We start from the raw sequence: 15,850 nt of genomic DNA on the forward strand, positions 1-15,850 counted from the left end.
GCTCCTGGAGGGTCAGGCCGACACGGGGGTCTCGGTGGCGGCCGCTCGGGCGGGGAGGTCGGCGCGGGTGCGCGAGAGGAAGACGTAGGCGAGCGCCGCGAGGGCTCCGGCCGCGAGCTCGGCGGCCAGGTACACCGGAAGCTGCGCCCACTGGACGGTGCCCCCGGCCACCTGCTGGACCAGCATCGGGCCGAACGCGCGGGCGGGGTTGATCGCCGCGCTCGTCGCAGGCGCGACCGGGATGATCACCGCGAAGACGACGAGGCCGATCGCGAGACCGGCGAAGCCGGGTGCGGCCTTGCGGTGGATGACGCCGAACACGGTGAAGACGAGGATGAACGTCCCGACGAACTCCGCGACGAACGCCTGCCCGGCCCCCACACCCTCGCCGAAGGCCGCGACGCCGAGGCCCACCTCGCTGGCCTGGGGTCCGAGGACACCGAGGATGGCCACCGACCCGATGACGGCCCCGAGCAGTTGCGCGCCGATGTAGGCGGGCACCTTCGACCACGGGAACTTCCCCGTGACGGCGAGCCCGAGCGTCACGGCGGGGTTGATGTGGTTGCCGGAGATGTGCCCGAGGGCGTAGACGGTGGCGACCACGACGGTCCCGAACGCGAGCGAGATCATGCCCAGGTCGGCCATCGTGAAGGGGGCGTCGCCGTTCACGATCAGCGTGGCCGGCACCGCCCCCACGCCGATGAACACCAGGATGGCCGTGCCGAAGACTTCCGATGCGAGCTTCTGGACCATGGTCGGCTCGTCCATGAGCACCTCCGTGCTAGGATCTGAATGTCATTCGACATTGTCGAACGCTGGTCGAGAAGCTACGCTACTGTGGCGCAGGGCACAAGACGCCGGGAAGGGACGAACCCAGGCATGATTCAGTCGGTCGACCGCGCCGTGCGGATCCTCACCGTGCTGCAGGGCGGCCGACGGATGAGCCTCGGCGAGATCGCCGCGAGCCTCGAGCTCCCGCCCTCCACGGTGCACGGGATCGTCCGCACGCTGCTCGGACACGGCATGGTCGCCCAGGAACGCGACTCCGGCCGCTACCGCCTCGGCCCCGCCACCCTGCGCCTCGGCAACGTCTACCTCGACACCCTCGAGCTCCGCGCCCGGGTCGACACCTGGGCCGAGGACCTGGCCCGGCGCACGGGGTTCGCGATCCGCACCGGCGTCCTGCTGCGCCACGACGTCGTCGTCGTTCACCACGAGCCGCGCCCGGACGGGTCCCGGCAGATGCCCGAGGTCGGCATCGTCATCCCGGCGCACGCGTGCGCGCTCGGCAAGGCGTTGCTGGCGTTCGAGCCGGACGTGTGCACCGAGGTACTCGGGCCCGGCGGCGCCCGGCGGAGCATGACCGGCGAGACGATCACCGATCCCGTCGAGCTGGGCGCCCAGCTCGACGAGGTGCGCCGGACCGGCATCGCGACCGAGGTCGAGGAGGCGGTGCTCGGCGAGTGCAGCGCGGCCGCTCCGCTCGTCGATGCCACCGGCGAGGTCGCGGGCGCGATCGCGCTGGTCGTACCGAGCGGAGAGTGGCCACCCCCGCCGGCCGCACTCGACGGCCTGCGCGCGGCGGCACGGGCGGTCTCGCGCGAGCTCGGCGCGCCCACCTGGCCCCCACCCGCAGCGGCCGTCCCGCGCGAGTCCGCGTGAGCGGCCCCACCGCCCGGCTGGGACTCGGCCTCGCCGCCGTCGGCCGCCCGGCCTACCTCACGTCCGGGCGCGCGTCCGACCTGGGCCGCCTGCGGCCCGTCGCCGAGCTGCACCACCGCGCCGAGCAACTGCTCGACGCCGCGTACGAGGCCGGGATCCGCTACGTCGACGTCGCCCGCTCCTACGGCCGGGCGGAGGAGTTCCTCGCCAGCTGGCTGCAGGCCCACCCGGAACACGGCGACGTGGTCGTGGGCTCGAAGTGGGGGTACCGCTACGTCGGGGACTGGCGGCTCGACGCGGCCGTGCACGAGGTGAAGGACCACTCCCTCGACGCCTTCACCGCCCAGCTGGCCGAGACCCGCGCCGTGCTGGGGGACCACCTGGCCGTCTACCACGTGCATTCCGCCACGCCCGAGACCGGTGTGCTCGAGGACCGGGCGCTGCACCGGGCACTCGCCGGGCTGCGGGACTCCGGCGTGTGCATCGGCGTCTCGACGTCCGGCCCGGCGCAGGGCGACACCGTGCGTCGCGCGCTCGATCTCACGGTCGACGGCCGACCGCTCGTGACCTCCGTGCAGGCCACCTGGAACCTGCTCGAACCGTCGGCGGGCGACGCCCTCGCGGACGCCGTCGCCCGTGGCGCGCAGGTGACCGTCAAGGAGGCCGTGGCCAACGGCCGGCTCACTTCCGGGGGGTGTGACGGGTCCGACGGGGTGCGACGCGCCGCCGTCGTGGCGGCCGCACTCGACGTGCCGCTGGACCAGGTGGCCATCGCCGCGGCCCTGGCCCAGCCCTGGGCCACGCGGGTGCTGTCGGGGGCCGTGACGGTCGCCCAGCTCGCGAGCAACGTCGACGCCGCGCGGATCGTCCTCCCGCCGGCGGTGGCGGCCGAGCTCGCGACGATCGCCGAGGAGCCCACGGCCTACTGGGCCGCCCGATCCCGTCGCACCTGGACGTGAGGCCGGGTGCCTTCGCGATCGCGGCCGGACACCGGCGGCGGCCGGCGCGGAGGAGTCACGCGCGAGCCGCCGCCGGCGGTGTCAGGCGGCCCGGACGACGCTGCTGCGGCAGCCGTCCAGGACGCAGGTGCCTGCGGCGTCCATCCGGTGGGCCGGGTCGACGCTCACGCGGTCGAACGGCCAGCGGCCGGTGAACCGCTGCAGGTACCAGTAGAGGAACAGGTGGTCCGGTCCGTGGTCGGTGGCGAGCACCGGCGGGGCCGGGAGGCTCTCGACCCACCGGAGCAGGTCGGTCGCCACGAGCGCCGGAGGACGGCTCCCCCGGCGGGTGCGGAGCCACTCCTCGGGCCGCGACCGCCAGTCCTGAAGGGTGGTCGGGTGGGGTGTGGCGCCGGGCAGTTCGCGCAGCGTCGCGGCGAACTGCGTGACGTTCTCTGTGGTCGTGCCGCCGTCGGCAAGATGCGCCGCGGCGGCGAGGGTGAGCAGGGAGTGGGGGCCGGGGATCGGCCCGTCGGTGTGGACGTGGGTACTGACGATGATCTCGGGGGGCATGACGGATCCCAGTCGCCTGAAGGAAGAGGGGACTGTTCACGGCGTGGCGTGGCCGACGTGGTGAACGGATCCGCGGCGCGGCTGTCCGCGTGGCGGAGAACCGGGCCCCGTGGGTGGACACACGGGTACGTCACTGCTGTCCGCTGTGGAGTTGTGCGGGTCGCGGTGGAAGGAACCTGGCGCGCCGAAACTACCCGAAGTGGATCATCGAGGTCAACGGTCGGTGGCGAGTCGTGACGCCACGTGCATGTCCACGTGGGCACCGTCGATCATCCAGGCACCGCGCAGCAGCCCCTCGGGAACGAACCCGCAGCGCCGCGCCACGGCCTCCGAGGCGGTGTTGCCCGCCGCCCACATGTAGGTCACCCGGTGCAGGCCGAGACCGCCGAACCCGAACCGCAGCACGCTCGACACCGCGGCCACGGCCAGTCCCCGCCCGCGCGCCGGCGGGAGCGCCCACACCCCGATCTCGGCGAGACCACGGTCCAGGTCCAGCCGGGACAGGTCGACCTCGCCGACCATCTCTCCGGTCGTCGGCTCGCACACGGCCCACGTGAAGCGCTCGTCGCGCTCCCACGCCGCGGCCCGCTGCGCGACGTACGCCCCGGCGGCCTCGAGCGTCGGATCCGGGCGCCTGCGGTAGCGGACGATGTCCGGCTCCAGCGCCGACGCGAGGACCGCGGGCCGGTCGTCGATCCGCTCGTCGGCCCGCAGCGCACGCAGGTACCAGGTACCGGCGTTGATCTCGACCGGTTCCACTCAGTCCTTGATCTCGCAGAGGACGGTGCCCTGCGCGACCGAGCTGCCCTGCTCCGCCGTGAGGCCGGTGACCGTGCCGTCCTTGTGCGCGGTGACCGGGTTCTCCATCTTCATCGCCTCCAGCACGACGACCAGGTCGCCGGCGGAGACCGTGTCGCCGTCGGAGACCGCGACCTTGATGATCGTGCCCTGCATCGGTGCGGTGACCGCGTCGCCCGACACGGCCGTGCCGCCCGCGCCACCGCCGCGCTTGCGGGGGGCCCTGCCCTTCGCCGCGGCGCCGCCCGTGCCGATCGCGAGATCGCCGGGCAGGGACACCTCGAGCCGCCGCCCCCCGACCTCCACCACGACGTTCTGGCGGGGCGCCGCCTCCTCGTCGGCCTCCTGGCCGCCCGCGAACGGCTCGACGGTGTTGTCCCACTCGGTCTCGATCCACCGCGTGTGGACGGTGAACTCCGCACCGGTGCCGGCCGCGAACGCCGGATCGGCCACGACGAGGCGGTGGAACGGCAGCACCGTCGCCATGCCCTCGACCCGGAGCTCCGCGAGCGCACGCCGCGAGCGCTCCAGCGCCTGCGCACGGTCCGAGCCCGTGACGATCAGCTTGGCGAGCAGCGAGTCGAAGTTCCCGCCGACGACCGAGCCCGCCTCCACGCCCGCGTCCACCCGCACGCCCGGGCCCGCCGGGTAGTCGATCGCGGTGACGGTGCCGGGCGCGGGCAGGAAGTTGCGCCCGGCGTCCTCGCCGTTGATCCGGAACTCGATGGAGTGCCCGCGCGGCTGCGGATCCTCGGTGAGGCCGAGCTCGCGGCCCTCGGCGATGCGGAACTGCTCGCGCACGAGATCGAGCCCGCTGGTCTCCTCCGAGACCGGGTGCTCGACCTGCAACCGCGTGTTGACCTCCAGGAACGTGATGAGCCCGTCCTGGCCGATGAGGAACTCGACGGTGCCAGCGCCGTGGTAGCCGGCCTCCTTCACGATCGCCTTGGAGGCGCCGTAGAGGGTCTCGCGCTGCTCGTCGGTGAGGAACGGCGCGGGCGCCTCCTCGACGAGCTTCTGGAAGCGGCGCTGCAGGGAGCAGTCCCGGGTGCCGACCACCACGACGTTGCCGTGCTCGTCGGCCAGGACCTGCGTCTCCACGTGGCGCGGCTTGTCCAGGTAGCGCTCGACGAAGCACTCGCCGCGGCCGAACGCCGCCGTCGCCTCGCGGACCGCCGACTCGTAGAGCTCGACGATCTCCTTCTCCTCGCGCGCCACCTTCATGCCGCGCCCGCCGCCGCCGAACGCCGCCTTGATCGCGACGGGCAGGCCGTACTCCTTCGCGAACGCGACGACCTCCTCCGCCCCCGAGACCGGGTCCGCCGTACCGGGCACCAGCGGTGCGCCCGCGCGCAGGGCGATGTGGCGGGCCGTGACCTTGTCGCCGAGGTCGCGGATGGACTGCGGCGACGGGCCGATCCACGTGATGCCGGCGTCGATGACGGCCTGGGCGAAGTCGGCGTTCTCGCTCAGGAAGCCGTAGCCGGGGTGGATCCCGTCGGCCCCGGCGGCGCGCGCCGCACCGATGATCTTGTCGAAGTCCAGGTACGACTCGGCCGCCGTGCTGCCGCCGAGCGCGAAGGCCTCGTCGGCCAGCCGGACGAACGGGGCGTCGCGGTCCGGATCGGCGTAGACGGCGACGCTCCCGATGCCCGCGTCCTTGCAGGCCCGGATGACGCGGACGGCGATCTCGCCTCGGTTGGCGACCAGGACCTTGCTCAAGCCCGACACGACGGCCTCCCCGGAGGTGCAGCGTCCGGTGGCCCTGCCCCGGCGCGATGGTTACCGGGGAGTGTAGGAGCCGAACCACCGAACGGACCGGTCGTCCGGGTGTGGCCTTCGCGTCACAGCCGGTGACGCGTGACCTGCGCCACCGCGCGGATCGTCACACGATCATCACATCCGGTGACGACACCGTCGTCACCGCCCGCGCAACGCCCGCGACAGCCGGCCCCGCCTGCGCGGTGCGCTCGCCCCGTCGTAGCGGAACGCGGCCTCGCGGTCGGCGAGCTCCGCGGCGGCGCCGGGACCCAGGGCGTTCGCGACGTGCAGCGCGCGTGCGAGGTCCCAGCCGTCGCGCAGCGCTCCGGCGGGCGGACGACCGGCCGCGTGCGCCGCGAACGCCGCGCGCCACCGCTCGCCGAGCGACACGGCGAGCACCGGCCACACGACGGCGACCTCGCCTGCCCGCTTGCGCAGCAGCGCCGCGCGGGTTGCGTCGAGCCGGTACGGATCGAACCCTGGCGGATCGGGCCCGCCTGCGACCAGGGCGTCGAGGAGACCGGCCTGCGCGGCGGCGAGGGTGGCGGTGTCGATCCCGGGCCCGGCGGCCGGGACGCGGGCGGGCGCATTCCCGGCCGCGACGGGACCGGGCCGGGTCCCGTCCGGCCCGGCCGCGGCCACCGCCGCGAACTCGGCCCGCAGCTGCGCCGCCGCCGGGTAGGCCCCGTCCCGTTCGAGCAGGACGGGCGCATCGGCGGGCAGCCGCTCGCGCAGCCGGCGCAGCAGCTGCAGCACGGGCGCGGGTACGGGATGGGTGTGGGTGTCGTGGTAGAGCCCGTCCGCGCGGACGGCACCGCCCGCGACGTGCACGTAGGCGACGCGATCGAGCGGCAGCGCGTCGAGGACCGCCTCGGCGTGCTGACCATGGTTGACGGCGTTGGCGTGGACGTTGGCGACGTCGAGCAGCAGGTGGGCGCCGGTGCGGTCCAGCAGCGCGGCGAGGAAGTCGGCCTCGGTGTACTCGTCCTCGGGCCAGTCCACGAGCGCGGCGATGGGCTCCAGCGCGAGCGGGACGTCCAGCTCGGCCTGCAGGCGGGCGACGTTGCCGGCGAGGGCGGCCAGCGCGGCCCGCGTGCGGGGCACCGGCAGCAGGTGGCCCGCCTCGCGGCCGCCGGAGCGGACGAACGCGACGTGCTCGCTGACCAGCGGCGCACCGAGAGCTGCCGCCGCGGCGGCGAGGTGCGTGACGCGGTGGGGTTCGACGGCCTCGGCCCCGCCGAGCGACAGCCGCACCCCGTGCGGGACGACGGGGACGCCCCGCGCACGCAGCTCCTCGACGGCCCAGGGCGGCGACGCGGGATCGATCGCCTCGGCGATGACCTCGCAGAACGCGAGGTCGGGCAGGTCCGCGACGACACCGGCGATCTCGGGGCGCCAGCCGATGCCGGTACCCGCGGCCAGCGCGGTGACGCCGCCGGCCCCGCCGCCGGCGAGCGGCACGGCGGGGCCGGAGGCCGCGGGGACGTCGGCGGCCCAGATCACGGCGGCACCCGCCGGGCCGCACCCCCCGCACGACCGGACCGACCCGCCCGCCCCCGCACGGCCGCGCCCCCCGGGGTCGCGGACCGTCCGGCCACGGGACGGTGGCCGCACCCCACCGTCGCGGCCACCGCTCCCCGCTGCCCGGCGGTGCCCCCGCGCACCGCCGTTCCTCCCCCGGCTCCGGGAGCCCCGCGCGAGGCCCCGGCCCCCTCGACCCGGCCGGAGCGCCCGCCAGCGCCCCGGACCGGTCCCCCCGTCACGCGGGTCGCACCCACGTCCGCCGGGACCCCCATCCCGGTGGGCGCGGACGCACCCGCGTCAGCCGCCACAGCCCCCGCCGCCGCCGCAGCCGCCTCCCCCACCACCACCAGAGTCCGCGCTCGACGACCCGCAGCCGGACGTGGTCGTCCCCGACGACCCACCGGCGGCCGCGGCCCGCTGCAGGGCGATCTCGCCGGCGAAGGCCGGGTCCGACGCCCACAGCGCCTGGAGCCCGAAGAGCCCGACGCCGAGCGCGGCCGCGCCCGCGCCGTAGGTGGTCCAGTCCGGCCTCATGGTGGGCGAGAGGACGTGGTGCTCGGCGCGCAGCGCCCGCAGGACCTCGTCCCCGGCGCGGGTCCGGCGCGGCGCGCCCGCGAGCTGGACGAGGCCGACGACCGCGGCCGCCACCATGGCGATGAGGAGGTAGCCGACGGGCTTGGCCGCCGCGACCCCGGCGAGCAGGCGCACGAGACCGAGCCCGGCGACCGCGACCATCCACCAGCCGACGGCGCGGTAGCGCCTGCGGTCGGCCTCGGAGAGCAGCAGCCCACCCGCGACCAGCCGGGCCTGGACGGCGTCCAGCGCGAGGCCCACGGAACGGTGGTGACGCAGCCGCGCCCGGGTCACGGGCGTGGTCGCAGCCGCGTGCACGGCACGTTCGAGATCGTCGGCCCGCGCGTCGAGCCGTCCGGAGGCGCCGACCTTGCCCGACCGCGGGACGACGGTGCCCGACTGGTGCATGGCCGCCAGGGCGGCGTCGACGGCGAGCTCCCGACCGCCGTTGAGGAGCGCGAGGTCGTAGGGCCGCGCGCCGGGATCGACACCGGGCCTGCCGAGCGGCCTCGCGACGATGCCACGGCGCGCCTGCGCACCCGCGATCCACACCGCCGCGGCGAGCATCAGGTAAAGGACGAGGAACGCGGGACCGCTCACCCCCCAGGTGTCGCCGGGGCCGCCGAACGTGCTCCAGGCCAGCGGTGTCGCCGCGTCCACGTCCCCACCTCCGTCCGTTCCCTGTCGCCCGGGAGTGTGACGGCGGGGACACTGCCGAGGGAACGTTCTTCACCGGGAATTGAGGTTCCAGAGGTCGCTGACCCGAACACCGACCTCCGCGAGCAGCCGACGGACGAGCGGCAGGCTCAGCCCGACGACGTTGGACGGGTCGCCGTCGATGCCGTCGACGAACCAGCCGCCGTAGCCGTCGAGGGTGAATCCCCCCGCGACGGCCAGCGGTTCTCCCGTGCGGAGGTAGGCGTCGAGCTCGGCCGGGTCGGGGTCGGCGAACCGGACCGTGGTGGTGGCAGCGCCCTCGGCGACCCGGTCGACGTCGCCGCCGGAGAGGCGGAGCACGGCGTGGCCGGTGACGAGTGCCCCGCAGCGGCCCGCCATGCGGAGCCAGCGCGCGCGGGCGCGGGGTTCGTCCACGGGCTTGCCGACGAGCTCGCCGTCGACGTGGAGCATCGAGTCGCAGCCGATCACGACGGCGTCGGGATGCAGCGCACCGACGCGGCGGGCGACGACGGCCGCCTTGGCAGCGGCGAGAGCGGTCACCCGTTCGCCGGGCGAGGCGCAGGCGAGGGTGGCGAGCAGGGCGTCCTCGTCGACACCCGCGACCTCGACGATCGGATCGACGCCTGCCGCGCGGAGGATGCCGCGCCGGGCAGGGGAGGCGGAAGCGAGCACGATACGCACAGGTCACGACCCTACGCACCGTTCGATCATCACGGTGAGCGACGGCTCCGCCACCCGAACGGGGAGGGGTGTCACGGAGATCACTCCGACGGGGTGTACGGTTCGAATCCCCGATATCGCCCCGATCATCGCGGTCATAGCTTTCCTGTGCCGTGCCGTACACCCGTTCGGGCTACGGCGGCAACGGAGGGAGAATGGTGCGGTTGTCGAACTGGAAGTCGCTCCTCGACTACCTGCCCCGAGGCGGCACGCTCGACGAGGCGGACTGGCGGCGCCGGCACAGGTTCCTGCAGCTGGTCCTGCTTGCCCACGTCCCGGTGCTCGCCGTCATCGGTCTGGTGCTGGACCACACACCGGTGGTCACCGGCGTCGCGCTGCTGCCGCTGGTCCTGTGCATGGTGCTCGGGCACACCCTGCCGGGCAGGCGAGGGCCCGCGATCGCGGTCTCGACGGGGCTCGTGTACAGCGCGACGGCCCTCGTCGTGCTCACGTACGGGTCGATCGAGGCCCACTTCCACTTCTTCGTCATCATCGGGTTCATCGCGCTCTACCAGGACTGGGTGCCGTTCCTGGTCAACATCGCGCTGACGGTCCTCACCCACGGGATCGGGTCGGCGTGGCGGCAGGACCTCATGTTCAGCCACGCCGCCGGTCAGCAGAGCCCGTGGACGTGGTCGGTGCTGCACGGCGGCGCGGTGCTCGCGGCGTGCATCGGGATGACGATGTTCTGGCGCTACACCGAGGACTCCCAGAACGAGCGCAACGCGCTGGCCATGCAGCTCGCGGACGCCGAGATCGGACGCCGCAAGTTCACCTCGGACCTGCTCGTGAACCTCGCGCGCCGCAACCAGACCATGCTCTACCGGCAGCTGGACATCATCAACCAGCTGGAGGACTCCGAGCGCGACCCGGACGCCCTCGCCGAGCTGTTCCGGCTCGACCACCTCACCACCCGGGTCCGGCGCAACGCCGAGAACCTGCTCGTGCTCTCCGGCGAGCAGCCACCGCGCATGTGGCGCGAGCCGGTGCCGCTGCGCGACGTCGTGCGGGCGGCGATCGCCGAGACCGAGGACCTGGAGCGGGTCGCCTTCACCATCGACGAGCACGCCGCCGTCGCCGGGGGCAGCGTCACCGACCTCACACACCTGCTGGCGGAGCTCACGGAGAACGCGGTGCGCTTCTCCCCGCCGGAGACCGTCGTGACGATCCGGACCCGCCGGGCCACCGCGCGGCGGCCCGAGGGCGTCCTGCTCACGATCGAGGACTGGGGCGTGGGCATGCCGCCGGACGAGCTGGCGGCGGCGAACGCGCTGCTCTCGAAGCCGGCGGAGGTCGACCTGTCGGTCGCGCAGCGCCTCGGCTTCCACGTCGTGGCACGGCTGGCCGCACGCCACGGCATCGCCGTCACCCTCGACACGACACCGGGCTCCGGCATCACGGCGGTCGTGCACCTGCCGCAGGCCCTGCTGGAGGAGCCCCACGCGTCCGCGCGACACGCGGAGCCGGGCACGGCCACCCGCCCGGGCGGAGGTCCCCGCGAGGTGACCGAGAAGCTGACCCTCGCCCCGCCGTCCGGCTTCGATCCGGAGCAGCCGCTGAGCACGAACCTCGACCCGGTGTTCGCCACCACCGCGCGCCCCGCGCTCGTCGAGGCGGGTGTCGCCGAGGGCCCGTCGGGGGACGGCTACGCGGAGTCCAACGGCTGGACAGGCTGGTGGGAGGCGCGATCGGTGATCGACAGCGTGCCCGCGCCACGCTCGCCCGAGACGCCCGACTACGGACGCGCGTCGGTGCCGCCGGTGCCTTCTCCGGGGCCGACCTCGTCTCCGACCGTCACGTCCGTTCCGCACCTGGCGTTCCCGTCCGACATGCCGGCCGCGTGGGACGCCGAGCCCGGCGGTGGGCCGCACCTGTCGCCGTTCATGCCGCCCGCTGACGACGCCGGTCCGCGAGACGGCCGCGACGGTCCGCCGGATCCCGGGCAGCTGACCGCCGGACCCGTGCGCCGTCCCGTCGCGAACGGGCCGGACGCCACGGTCCAGGGCTTGCGTAGGCGCGTACCGCAGGCGTCGCTGGCGCCCGAGCTGCGCCGCGACGAGCTGATGGCCGAAGAGCCGCCCGCGGAGATCCCGACCCAGGCCGTCCCGTCGCAGAGCGCGGCGAGCGCACTCTCCCGGTACCAGGCGAGCCGCCGTTCGGCACAGGCGGCCGTGAACGGGGAGGTCTCACCGCCATGACCGGAACCCACCCCGCGCCCGGGGTCGTCACCCAGGGAGGAACCGTGGATCGCAGGCGGCTGGACTGGCTGCTGGTGGAGTTCACCCGCGACACACCCGGAGTGGTGCACGCGGTCGTCGTGTCGTCGGACGGTCTGCGCCTGGCGACATCGCCGGGCGTGTCGACGGCGCTCGGCGACCAGCTCGCCGCGGCGGCCTCCGGGCTGGGCAGCCTCGCCAGGGGCACCGCTCAGCTCCTCGGCGGCGGCCAGGTCAACCAGACGATCCTGGAGATGTCCGGCGGCTACTTCTTCGTGAGCTCCATCGGACAGGCCGCCGCCCTGGCGGTGCACGCCGACCGGACCTGCGACATCGGCCTGGTCGGCTACGAGATGACGCTGCTCGCCGCGCGGGTCGGCCACGCACTGATGCCTGGCGAGCGATCCGCCGGGAGCCGGGCACAATGAGCGGCGACGGTGGACGGGTCGTCCCCGTCTACGCCGTCACCGGTGGTCGCACCCGCTCGGCGGGTCGGGACCTCCCCCTGGAATGCCTGGTCACCGCGACCCACCGGACCACGGGGCTCGAGCAGAGCCAGCCCGAGTACCGTGCGATCATCCAGATGATCGACAGGCCGACGTCGGTCATCGAGATCGGGGCGAAGCTCGGCGTGCCGGTCGGGGTCGCCCGCGTGCTGGTCAGCGACCTGGCCGACGCCGGCTACCTGGTCGTCCACACCGCGCCGCCGGCAACCGAGGACGGTCGCCCCACCCGCGCATTGCTCGAGCGACTCCTGGAGGGGCTCCTTGCCCGCTGACGACACGCCGATCCCACTGAAGATCGTCATCGCAGGGGGTTTCGGCGTCGGCAAGACGACGATGGTGCAGGCGCTCTCGGAGATCCCCCCGCTGCTGACCGAGGAGGCCATGACAACGGCCTCGATCGGCGTCGACGACGTCGACAACATCCCGGGCAAGAGCTCGACCACGGTGGCGATGGACTTCGGCCGCATCACCGTGGACGACTCGCTGATCCTCTACTTGTTCGGCACGCCCGGCCAGGACCGCTTCTGGTTCATGTGGGACGAGCTCTCGCGCGGCGCGGTGGGCGCCGTCGTGCTGGTCGACCTGCGGCGCGTGGACGACTGCTTCCCGGCGATCGACTACTTCGAGAACCGGCGGATCCCGTTCGTGCTCGGCATCAACGGCTTCCCCGCCTCGGACCGGTTCGACGACGAGGTGGTGCGCGATGCGCTCGCGCTCGCTCCGGGCTGCCCGATCGCGCGGCTGGACGCGCGCGACCCGCAGGACTGCCTGCGGACGCTGGTGACCCTGGTGGAACACGCTCTCGCCACCTCTGCGGTCGCGCACTGAGCCGCTCTCCAGGTCGATCTCCAGGTCGGCCCGTGACGACGGCGCGTGCGCGACCGCCGGGTGGCACCCCGGTTCACTCCTTGGGTGCGATCTCTCCCATCTCGACGAAGCCGGTGACCTCCTCGGCGTCCACGTAGATGATCTTCGGCCGGGCCGAGACCAGGTAGGCCGCCTTCTCCATGAAGTTCGGGACGTGCGCCTGCTTCATGTGCTCCTTGCCCGCCGCGTCGTCGGCGAAGCCCTCGATGCACACGTACTCGTTCTCGTCCTCGAGGCTGCGGGAGAAGGAGAAGAACACGTTGCCGGGCTCCGCACGCACGTCGTTGCTGTAGCTCTGGGCGAGCTCGAGCCACTCGTCGGTCTTCTCCGGCTTGATCGGCATCTTGAGCGTGATCAGGATCATGGGCCGGAGCGTACCGGCGGGCGCCGCGCCGGAGCGCGCGTCGCGACGGCGCTTCTCGGCGGGCGAGAATGCGCGCGTTCGCGGGCTCGGTCAGCCCGGTCGGGCGACGGCGGGCTCCCGGGAACGGGCCCCGGTGAACAGCGTGAGCGGCGCCGCCGCCGTCGCGATCAGGGCCGCGGTGAGGAAGGCGACCCGCGCCCCGTCCGCGTCCGCGCCGGCGCCCGCCCCCGTGGAGGCCAGCGCCATGACCGTGACGAAGAGCGCCGTCCCCGCCGCGCCTGCCACCTGCTGGAGGGTCGCGACGATCGCACTGCCGTGGGCGTCCATGCCGGTGGGCAGCTGCCCCAGGGCGTCCGTCATGAGCGGCGTGATCATGAACGAGACGCCGATCACCAGCACCACGTGCATGGCCACGAGCTGCCACAACGACGACGACGCGTCCAGCGTGACGAACGCCCACAGCGCACCCGCCGCCACCGCGGCGCCGGGGATCGCGAGCGGCCGCACCCCGTAGCGGTCGTAGAGCCTGCCCACGATCGGCCCCAGCAGGCCCATGACGAGCCCGCCGGGCAGCAGCACGAGGCCGGTGACGAACGGCGCCGCTCCCAGCACGTCCTGCAGGTAGAGCGGCATCAGGATGAGCACGCCGAACAGCGCCATGAACGTGAGCGCCATCAGCACCACCGGCACGGCGAACGCGCGGTGCGCGAGCGGGCGCAGGTCCAGCAGCGCGCGTTCCTCGCGCTGCAGTCGCAGCTGGCGGGCGACGAACGCGACCATCGCGACGACCCCGACGACGATGGGCAGCCACACCGGGACGGGCGAGTGCCCCCTGGCGGACTCCCCCACGGCGGTGAGCCCCCACACGATCCCGCCGAAGGCGACGATCGTGAGCGGCACCGACACCAGGTCCAGCGGGACGTGGCGGGTCTCGGACGTCACGCGCAGCCAGCGTGCCCCGGCGGCGAGCGCGAGCAGGGCGATCGGCAGCACGGCCCAGAACGTGACGCGCCAGCCGAAGACGGACAGGATCAGCCCGGAGACCGTCGGCCCGACGGCGGGCGCCACCGCGATGACCACGGTGATCGTGCCCATCATGGCGCCGCGGCGCTCCGCCGGGACGAGCCGGATCACCGACGTCATCAGCAGCGGGACCATCACGGCGGTGCCGGCGGCCTGCACGATGCGCCCGGTCATCAGCACCCCGAACCCCGGTGCCAGGGCGGCGAGCAGGGTGCCGCTGCAGAACAGCGCCATCGACGTCAGGTACACCCCGCGCGGCGGGAACCGTTGCAGCAGGAATCCCGTGATCGGGATGACCACGGCCATCGTCAGCAGGAACCCGCTGGTCAGCCACTGCGCGGTGGTGACGGGGACGCCGAGGTCGGCGATCACGGCCGGCAGGGCGACCAGGATGATCGTCTCGTTGAGGATCATCACGAACGCCGAGCCGACGAGCAGCCAGATCACCCGCGTCCCGTCCGTGTCCTCGACGGGGGTGGCCGGGTGGTGGCCGGCGGTCATGGAGCCTCCTGACGTCCGGGGATGGCCGGGCCCTGATCCCGGGCACCCGGCGCGACCCCTCCGACGCTACGGACCGACGCCCGTCCCGGGCCACGTGGTTTCGCGTGCAGCAGGACCGGCGGCCGCCCGGACGCGCTCGGCGTCGCGGGTCGCAGCGGTGTTCGCGATTCCCGCGCGGGAACCGGCGAGCTTCGCCTCGATGTGCTCGCCGATCGTGGTGGGCGGGTGGATCGGCGCCCGGCCGGGCGGCACGCACGACGGCAGCGCCTCGACGACCGCCTCCACGTTGCCGTCGTGGAAGAACGCCGCGGAACGCCGCCGCCGGACCGTGCCGTCCACGACGGGCGGCTTCACGCGGTGCAGGGTGGACAGCCACCGCTCGTTGGTCCAGCGGGCGGTGAGGTCGCCGAGGTTGACCAGCAGCGCCCCGGGAGCCGGCGCGACGTCGTGCCAGCGGCCGTCCTGGCCGAGGACCTGAAGGCCGGGGGCGTCGTCGGCCCACAGCACGGTGACGATGCCGTAGTCGGTGTGCTCGCCCATGCCCGTGAGGTCGGTCCCGTCCGCCACCCGGCCCGGGGGCAGGGCGTAGTTGTTCATCCGCAGCACGTCGATGGAGTGGTCGGTGTAGGCGGCGAAGAAGCCCGCGGGTAGTCCCAGCGCGTCGGCGAAGACGTCGGTGAGCGTGTGGGCGACGCGGCGGGCCTCGGCGAACCAGCGCCGCACGGCCACCTCGAAGCCGGGGACGTCCGGCCAGATGTTGTCGGGGTAGACGTCGGCGGGCAGGTCCAGCCCGGGATGCTCGGCCGCGGCGGCGCCGACGTTGAACGCCTCGAAGAAGTCGGGCATGCGGGTGCCCACGCCCAGGCTGAGGCTGACCGACTCGCTGCGCGGCGGCGTGTAGCCGCGGTTGATCCCCGGCGGGGCGCGGTGCGCGGCCTTGACCTCGGCCGGCTCGCCGAAGTAGGCGTCGATCGCCGCGGCGAGGCCCGCAGCCGCGTCGTCGGGCACGCCGTGCCCCACGACCTGCACGAACCCGACGTCGCGGCAGGCCGCGTCCATGGCGGCGGCCACCGCGGCGCGATCCCCGCCGCCCCGCACGTACGGACCGATGTCGATCAGGGGCACCGCGAACTCCGCCATGCGCGC

The 15,850-nt window shown here is 74.0% G+C and carries 16 protein-coding genes; 6 read left to right on the forward strand and 10 right to left on the reverse strand.

What is annotated here, in order from left to right:
- Window positions 1–12: 12 nt before the first annotated feature.
- Window positions 13–768, reverse strand: coding sequence for an MIP/aquaporin family protein (locus AB7J25_RS08435; RefSeq protein WP_428506820.1), 756 nt, complete (start codon window positions 766–768; stop codon window positions 13–15).
- A 111-nt stretch (window positions 769–879) separates the two neighbouring features.
- Here AB7J25_RS08435 and AB7J25_RS08440 point away from each other — a divergent pair, with 111 nt between their 5' ends.
- Both AB7J25_RS08440 and AB7J25_RS08445 read left to right on the forward strand, forming a co-directional pair.
- Window positions 880–1,662: an IclR family transcriptional regulator gene (locus AB7J25_RS08440; RefSeq protein WP_428506822.1), complete on the forward strand. Its 783-nt coding sequence runs from the start codon at window positions 880–882 to the stop codon at window positions 1,660–1,662.
- Complete coding sequence (locus AB7J25_RS08445; RefSeq protein ID WP_428506824.1) at window positions 1,659–2,621, forward strand: aldo/keto reductase; 963 nt, start codon at window positions 1,659–1,661, stop codon at window positions 2,619–2,621. The genes AB7J25_RS08440 and AB7J25_RS08445 overlap by 4 nt, the downstream gene beginning before the upstream one ends.
- A gap of 81 nt (window positions 2,622–2,702) precedes the next feature.
- Here the strand turns inward: AB7J25_RS08445 and AB7J25_RS08450 are convergent, their stop codons facing one another.
- The 6 genes from AB7J25_RS08450 to AB7J25_RS08475 all read right to left on the reverse strand — a co-directional run bounded on the left by AB7J25_RS08450 (window position 2,703) and on the right by AB7J25_RS08475 (window position 9,188).
- The gene (locus AB7J25_RS08450; RefSeq protein WP_428506826.1) at window positions 2,703–3,173 is read right to left on the reverse strand and encodes a hypothetical protein; all 471 of its coding nucleotides are present in this window, start codon (window positions 3,171–3,173) and stop codon (window positions 2,703–2,705) included.
- 213 nt (window positions 3,174–3,386) lie between these two features.
- Entirely contained in the window at window positions 3,387–3,932 is a 546-nt protein-coding gene (locus tag AB7J25_RS08455; RefSeq protein ID WP_428506828.1) for a GNAT family N-acetyltransferase, read from the reverse strand.
- On the reverse strand, window positions 3,933–5,702 hold the full coding sequence (locus AB7J25_RS08460) for an acetyl/propionyl/methylcrotonyl-CoA carboxylase subunit alpha (protein ID WP_428506830.1): 1,770 nt from the start codon (window positions 5,700–5,702) through the stop codon (window positions 3,933–3,935).
- Window positions 5,703–5,891: 189 nt separating this feature from the next.
- Entirely contained in the window at window positions 5,892–7,235 is a 1,344-nt protein-coding gene (locus AB7J25_RS08465) for a DUF692 family multinuclear iron-containing protein (RefSeq protein WP_428506832.1), read from the reverse strand.
- A gap of 318 nt (window positions 7,236–7,553) precedes the next feature.
- Window positions 7,554–8,489, reverse strand: coding sequence for a TIGR04222 domain-containing membrane protein (locus tag AB7J25_RS08470; RefSeq protein WP_428506834.1), 936 nt, complete (start codon window positions 8,487–8,489; stop codon window positions 7,554–7,556).
- A 69-nt stretch (window positions 8,490–8,558) separates the two neighbouring features.
- Window positions 8,559–9,188, reverse strand: a complete 630-nt coding sequence (locus AB7J25_RS08475) for a Maf family protein (protein ID WP_428506836.1) — start codon at window positions 9,186–9,188, stop codon at window positions 8,559–8,561.
- Between the two features lie 152 nt (window positions 9,189–9,340).
- Between AB7J25_RS08475 and AB7J25_RS08480 the strand changes: the two genes are divergently transcribed.
- Genes AB7J25_RS08480 through AB7J25_RS08495 form a run of 4 tightly spaced genes read left to right on the forward strand, consistent with a single transcriptional unit; the run spans window position 9,341 to window position 12,777 of the window.
- The gene (locus AB7J25_RS08480) at window positions 9,341–11,425 is read left to right on the forward strand and encodes an ATP-binding protein (RefSeq protein ID WP_428506838.1); all 2,085 of its coding nucleotides are present in this window, start codon (window positions 9,341–9,343) and stop codon (window positions 11,423–11,425) included.
- Window positions 11,422–11,871, forward strand: a complete 450-nt coding sequence (locus AB7J25_RS08485; protein ID WP_428506840.1) for a roadblock/LC7 domain-containing protein — start codon at window positions 11,422–11,424, stop codon at window positions 11,869–11,871. Before AB7J25_RS08480 ends, AB7J25_RS08485 begins: the two co-directional genes overlap by 4 nt.
- Window positions 11,868–12,221, forward strand: a complete 354-nt coding sequence (locus AB7J25_RS08490; protein ID WP_428506842.1) for a DUF742 domain-containing protein — start codon at window positions 11,868–11,870, stop codon at window positions 12,219–12,221. The genes AB7J25_RS08485 and AB7J25_RS08490 overlap by 4 nt, the downstream gene beginning before the upstream one ends.
- Entirely contained in the window at window positions 12,211–12,777 is a 567-nt protein-coding gene (locus tag AB7J25_RS08495; RefSeq protein WP_428506844.1) for a GTP-binding protein, read from the forward strand. The genes AB7J25_RS08490 and AB7J25_RS08495 overlap by 11 nt, the downstream gene beginning before the upstream one ends.
- A 73-nt stretch (window positions 12,778–12,850) precedes the next feature.
- Here the strand turns inward: AB7J25_RS08495 and AB7J25_RS08500 are convergent, their stop codons facing one another.
- The 3 genes from AB7J25_RS08500 to AB7J25_RS08510 all read right to left on the reverse strand — a co-directional run bounded on the left by AB7J25_RS08500 (window position 12,851) and on the right by AB7J25_RS08510 (window position 15,844).
- Window positions 12,851–13,180: a putative quinol monooxygenase gene (locus tag AB7J25_RS08500; RefSeq protein ID WP_428506846.1), complete on the reverse strand. Its 330-nt coding sequence runs from the start codon at window positions 13,178–13,180 to the stop codon at window positions 12,851–12,853.
- 90 nt (window positions 13,181–13,270) lie between these two features.
- A complete protein-coding gene (locus AB7J25_RS08505) occupies window positions 13,271–14,704 on the reverse strand; it encodes a DHA2 family efflux MFS transporter permease subunit (RefSeq protein ID WP_428506848.1) in 1,434 nt (477 codons plus the stop codon).
- A gap of 66 nt (window positions 14,705–14,770) precedes the next feature.
- A complete protein-coding gene (locus AB7J25_RS08510) occupies window positions 14,771–15,844 on the reverse strand; it encodes an isopenicillin N synthase family dioxygenase (RefSeq protein WP_428506850.1) in 1,074 nt (357 codons plus the stop codon).
- Window positions 15,845–15,850 lie beyond the last annotated feature (6 nt).

Origin of the sequence: Pseudonocardia sp. (genome assembly GCF_050246655.1) — a bacterium.
GTDB lineage: Bacteria > Actinomycetota > Actinomycetes > Mycobacteriales > Pseudonocardiaceae > Pseudonocardia.

Excerpts from the sequence above, each read along its gene's own strand:
- AB7J25_RS08435 (WP_428506820.1), bottom strand. The coding sequence starts at position 768 with ATGGACGAGCCGACCATGGTCCAGAAGCTCGCATCGGAAGTCTTCGGC.
- AB7J25_RS08440 (WP_428506822.1), top strand. The coding sequence starts at position 880 with ATGATTCAGTCGGTCGACCGCGCCGTGCGGATCCTCACCGTGCTGCAG.
- AB7J25_RS08450 (WP_428506826.1), bottom strand. The coding sequence starts at position 3,173 with ATGCCCCCCGAGATCATCGTCAGTACCCACGTCCACACCGACGGGCCG.
- AB7J25_RS08485 (WP_428506840.1), top strand. The coding sequence starts at position 11,422 with ATGACCGGAACCCACCCCGCGCCCGGGGTCGTCACCCAGGGAGGAACC.
- AB7J25_RS08490 (WP_428506842.1), top strand. The coding sequence starts at position 11,868 with ATGAGCGGCGACGGTGGACGGGTCGTCCCCGTCTACGCCGTCACCGGT.
- AB7J25_RS08500 (WP_428506846.1), bottom strand. The coding sequence starts at position 13,180 with ATGATCCTGATCACGCTCAAGATGCCGATCAAGCCGGAGAAGACCGAC.
- AB7J25_RS08505 (WP_428506848.1), bottom strand. The coding sequence starts at position 14,704 with ATGACCGCCGGCCACCACCCGGCCACCCCCGTCGAGGACACGGACGGG.
- AB7J25_RS08510 (WP_428506850.1), bottom strand. The coding sequence starts at position 15,844 with ATGGCGGAGTTCGCGGTGCCCCTGATCGACATCGGTCCGTACGTGCGG.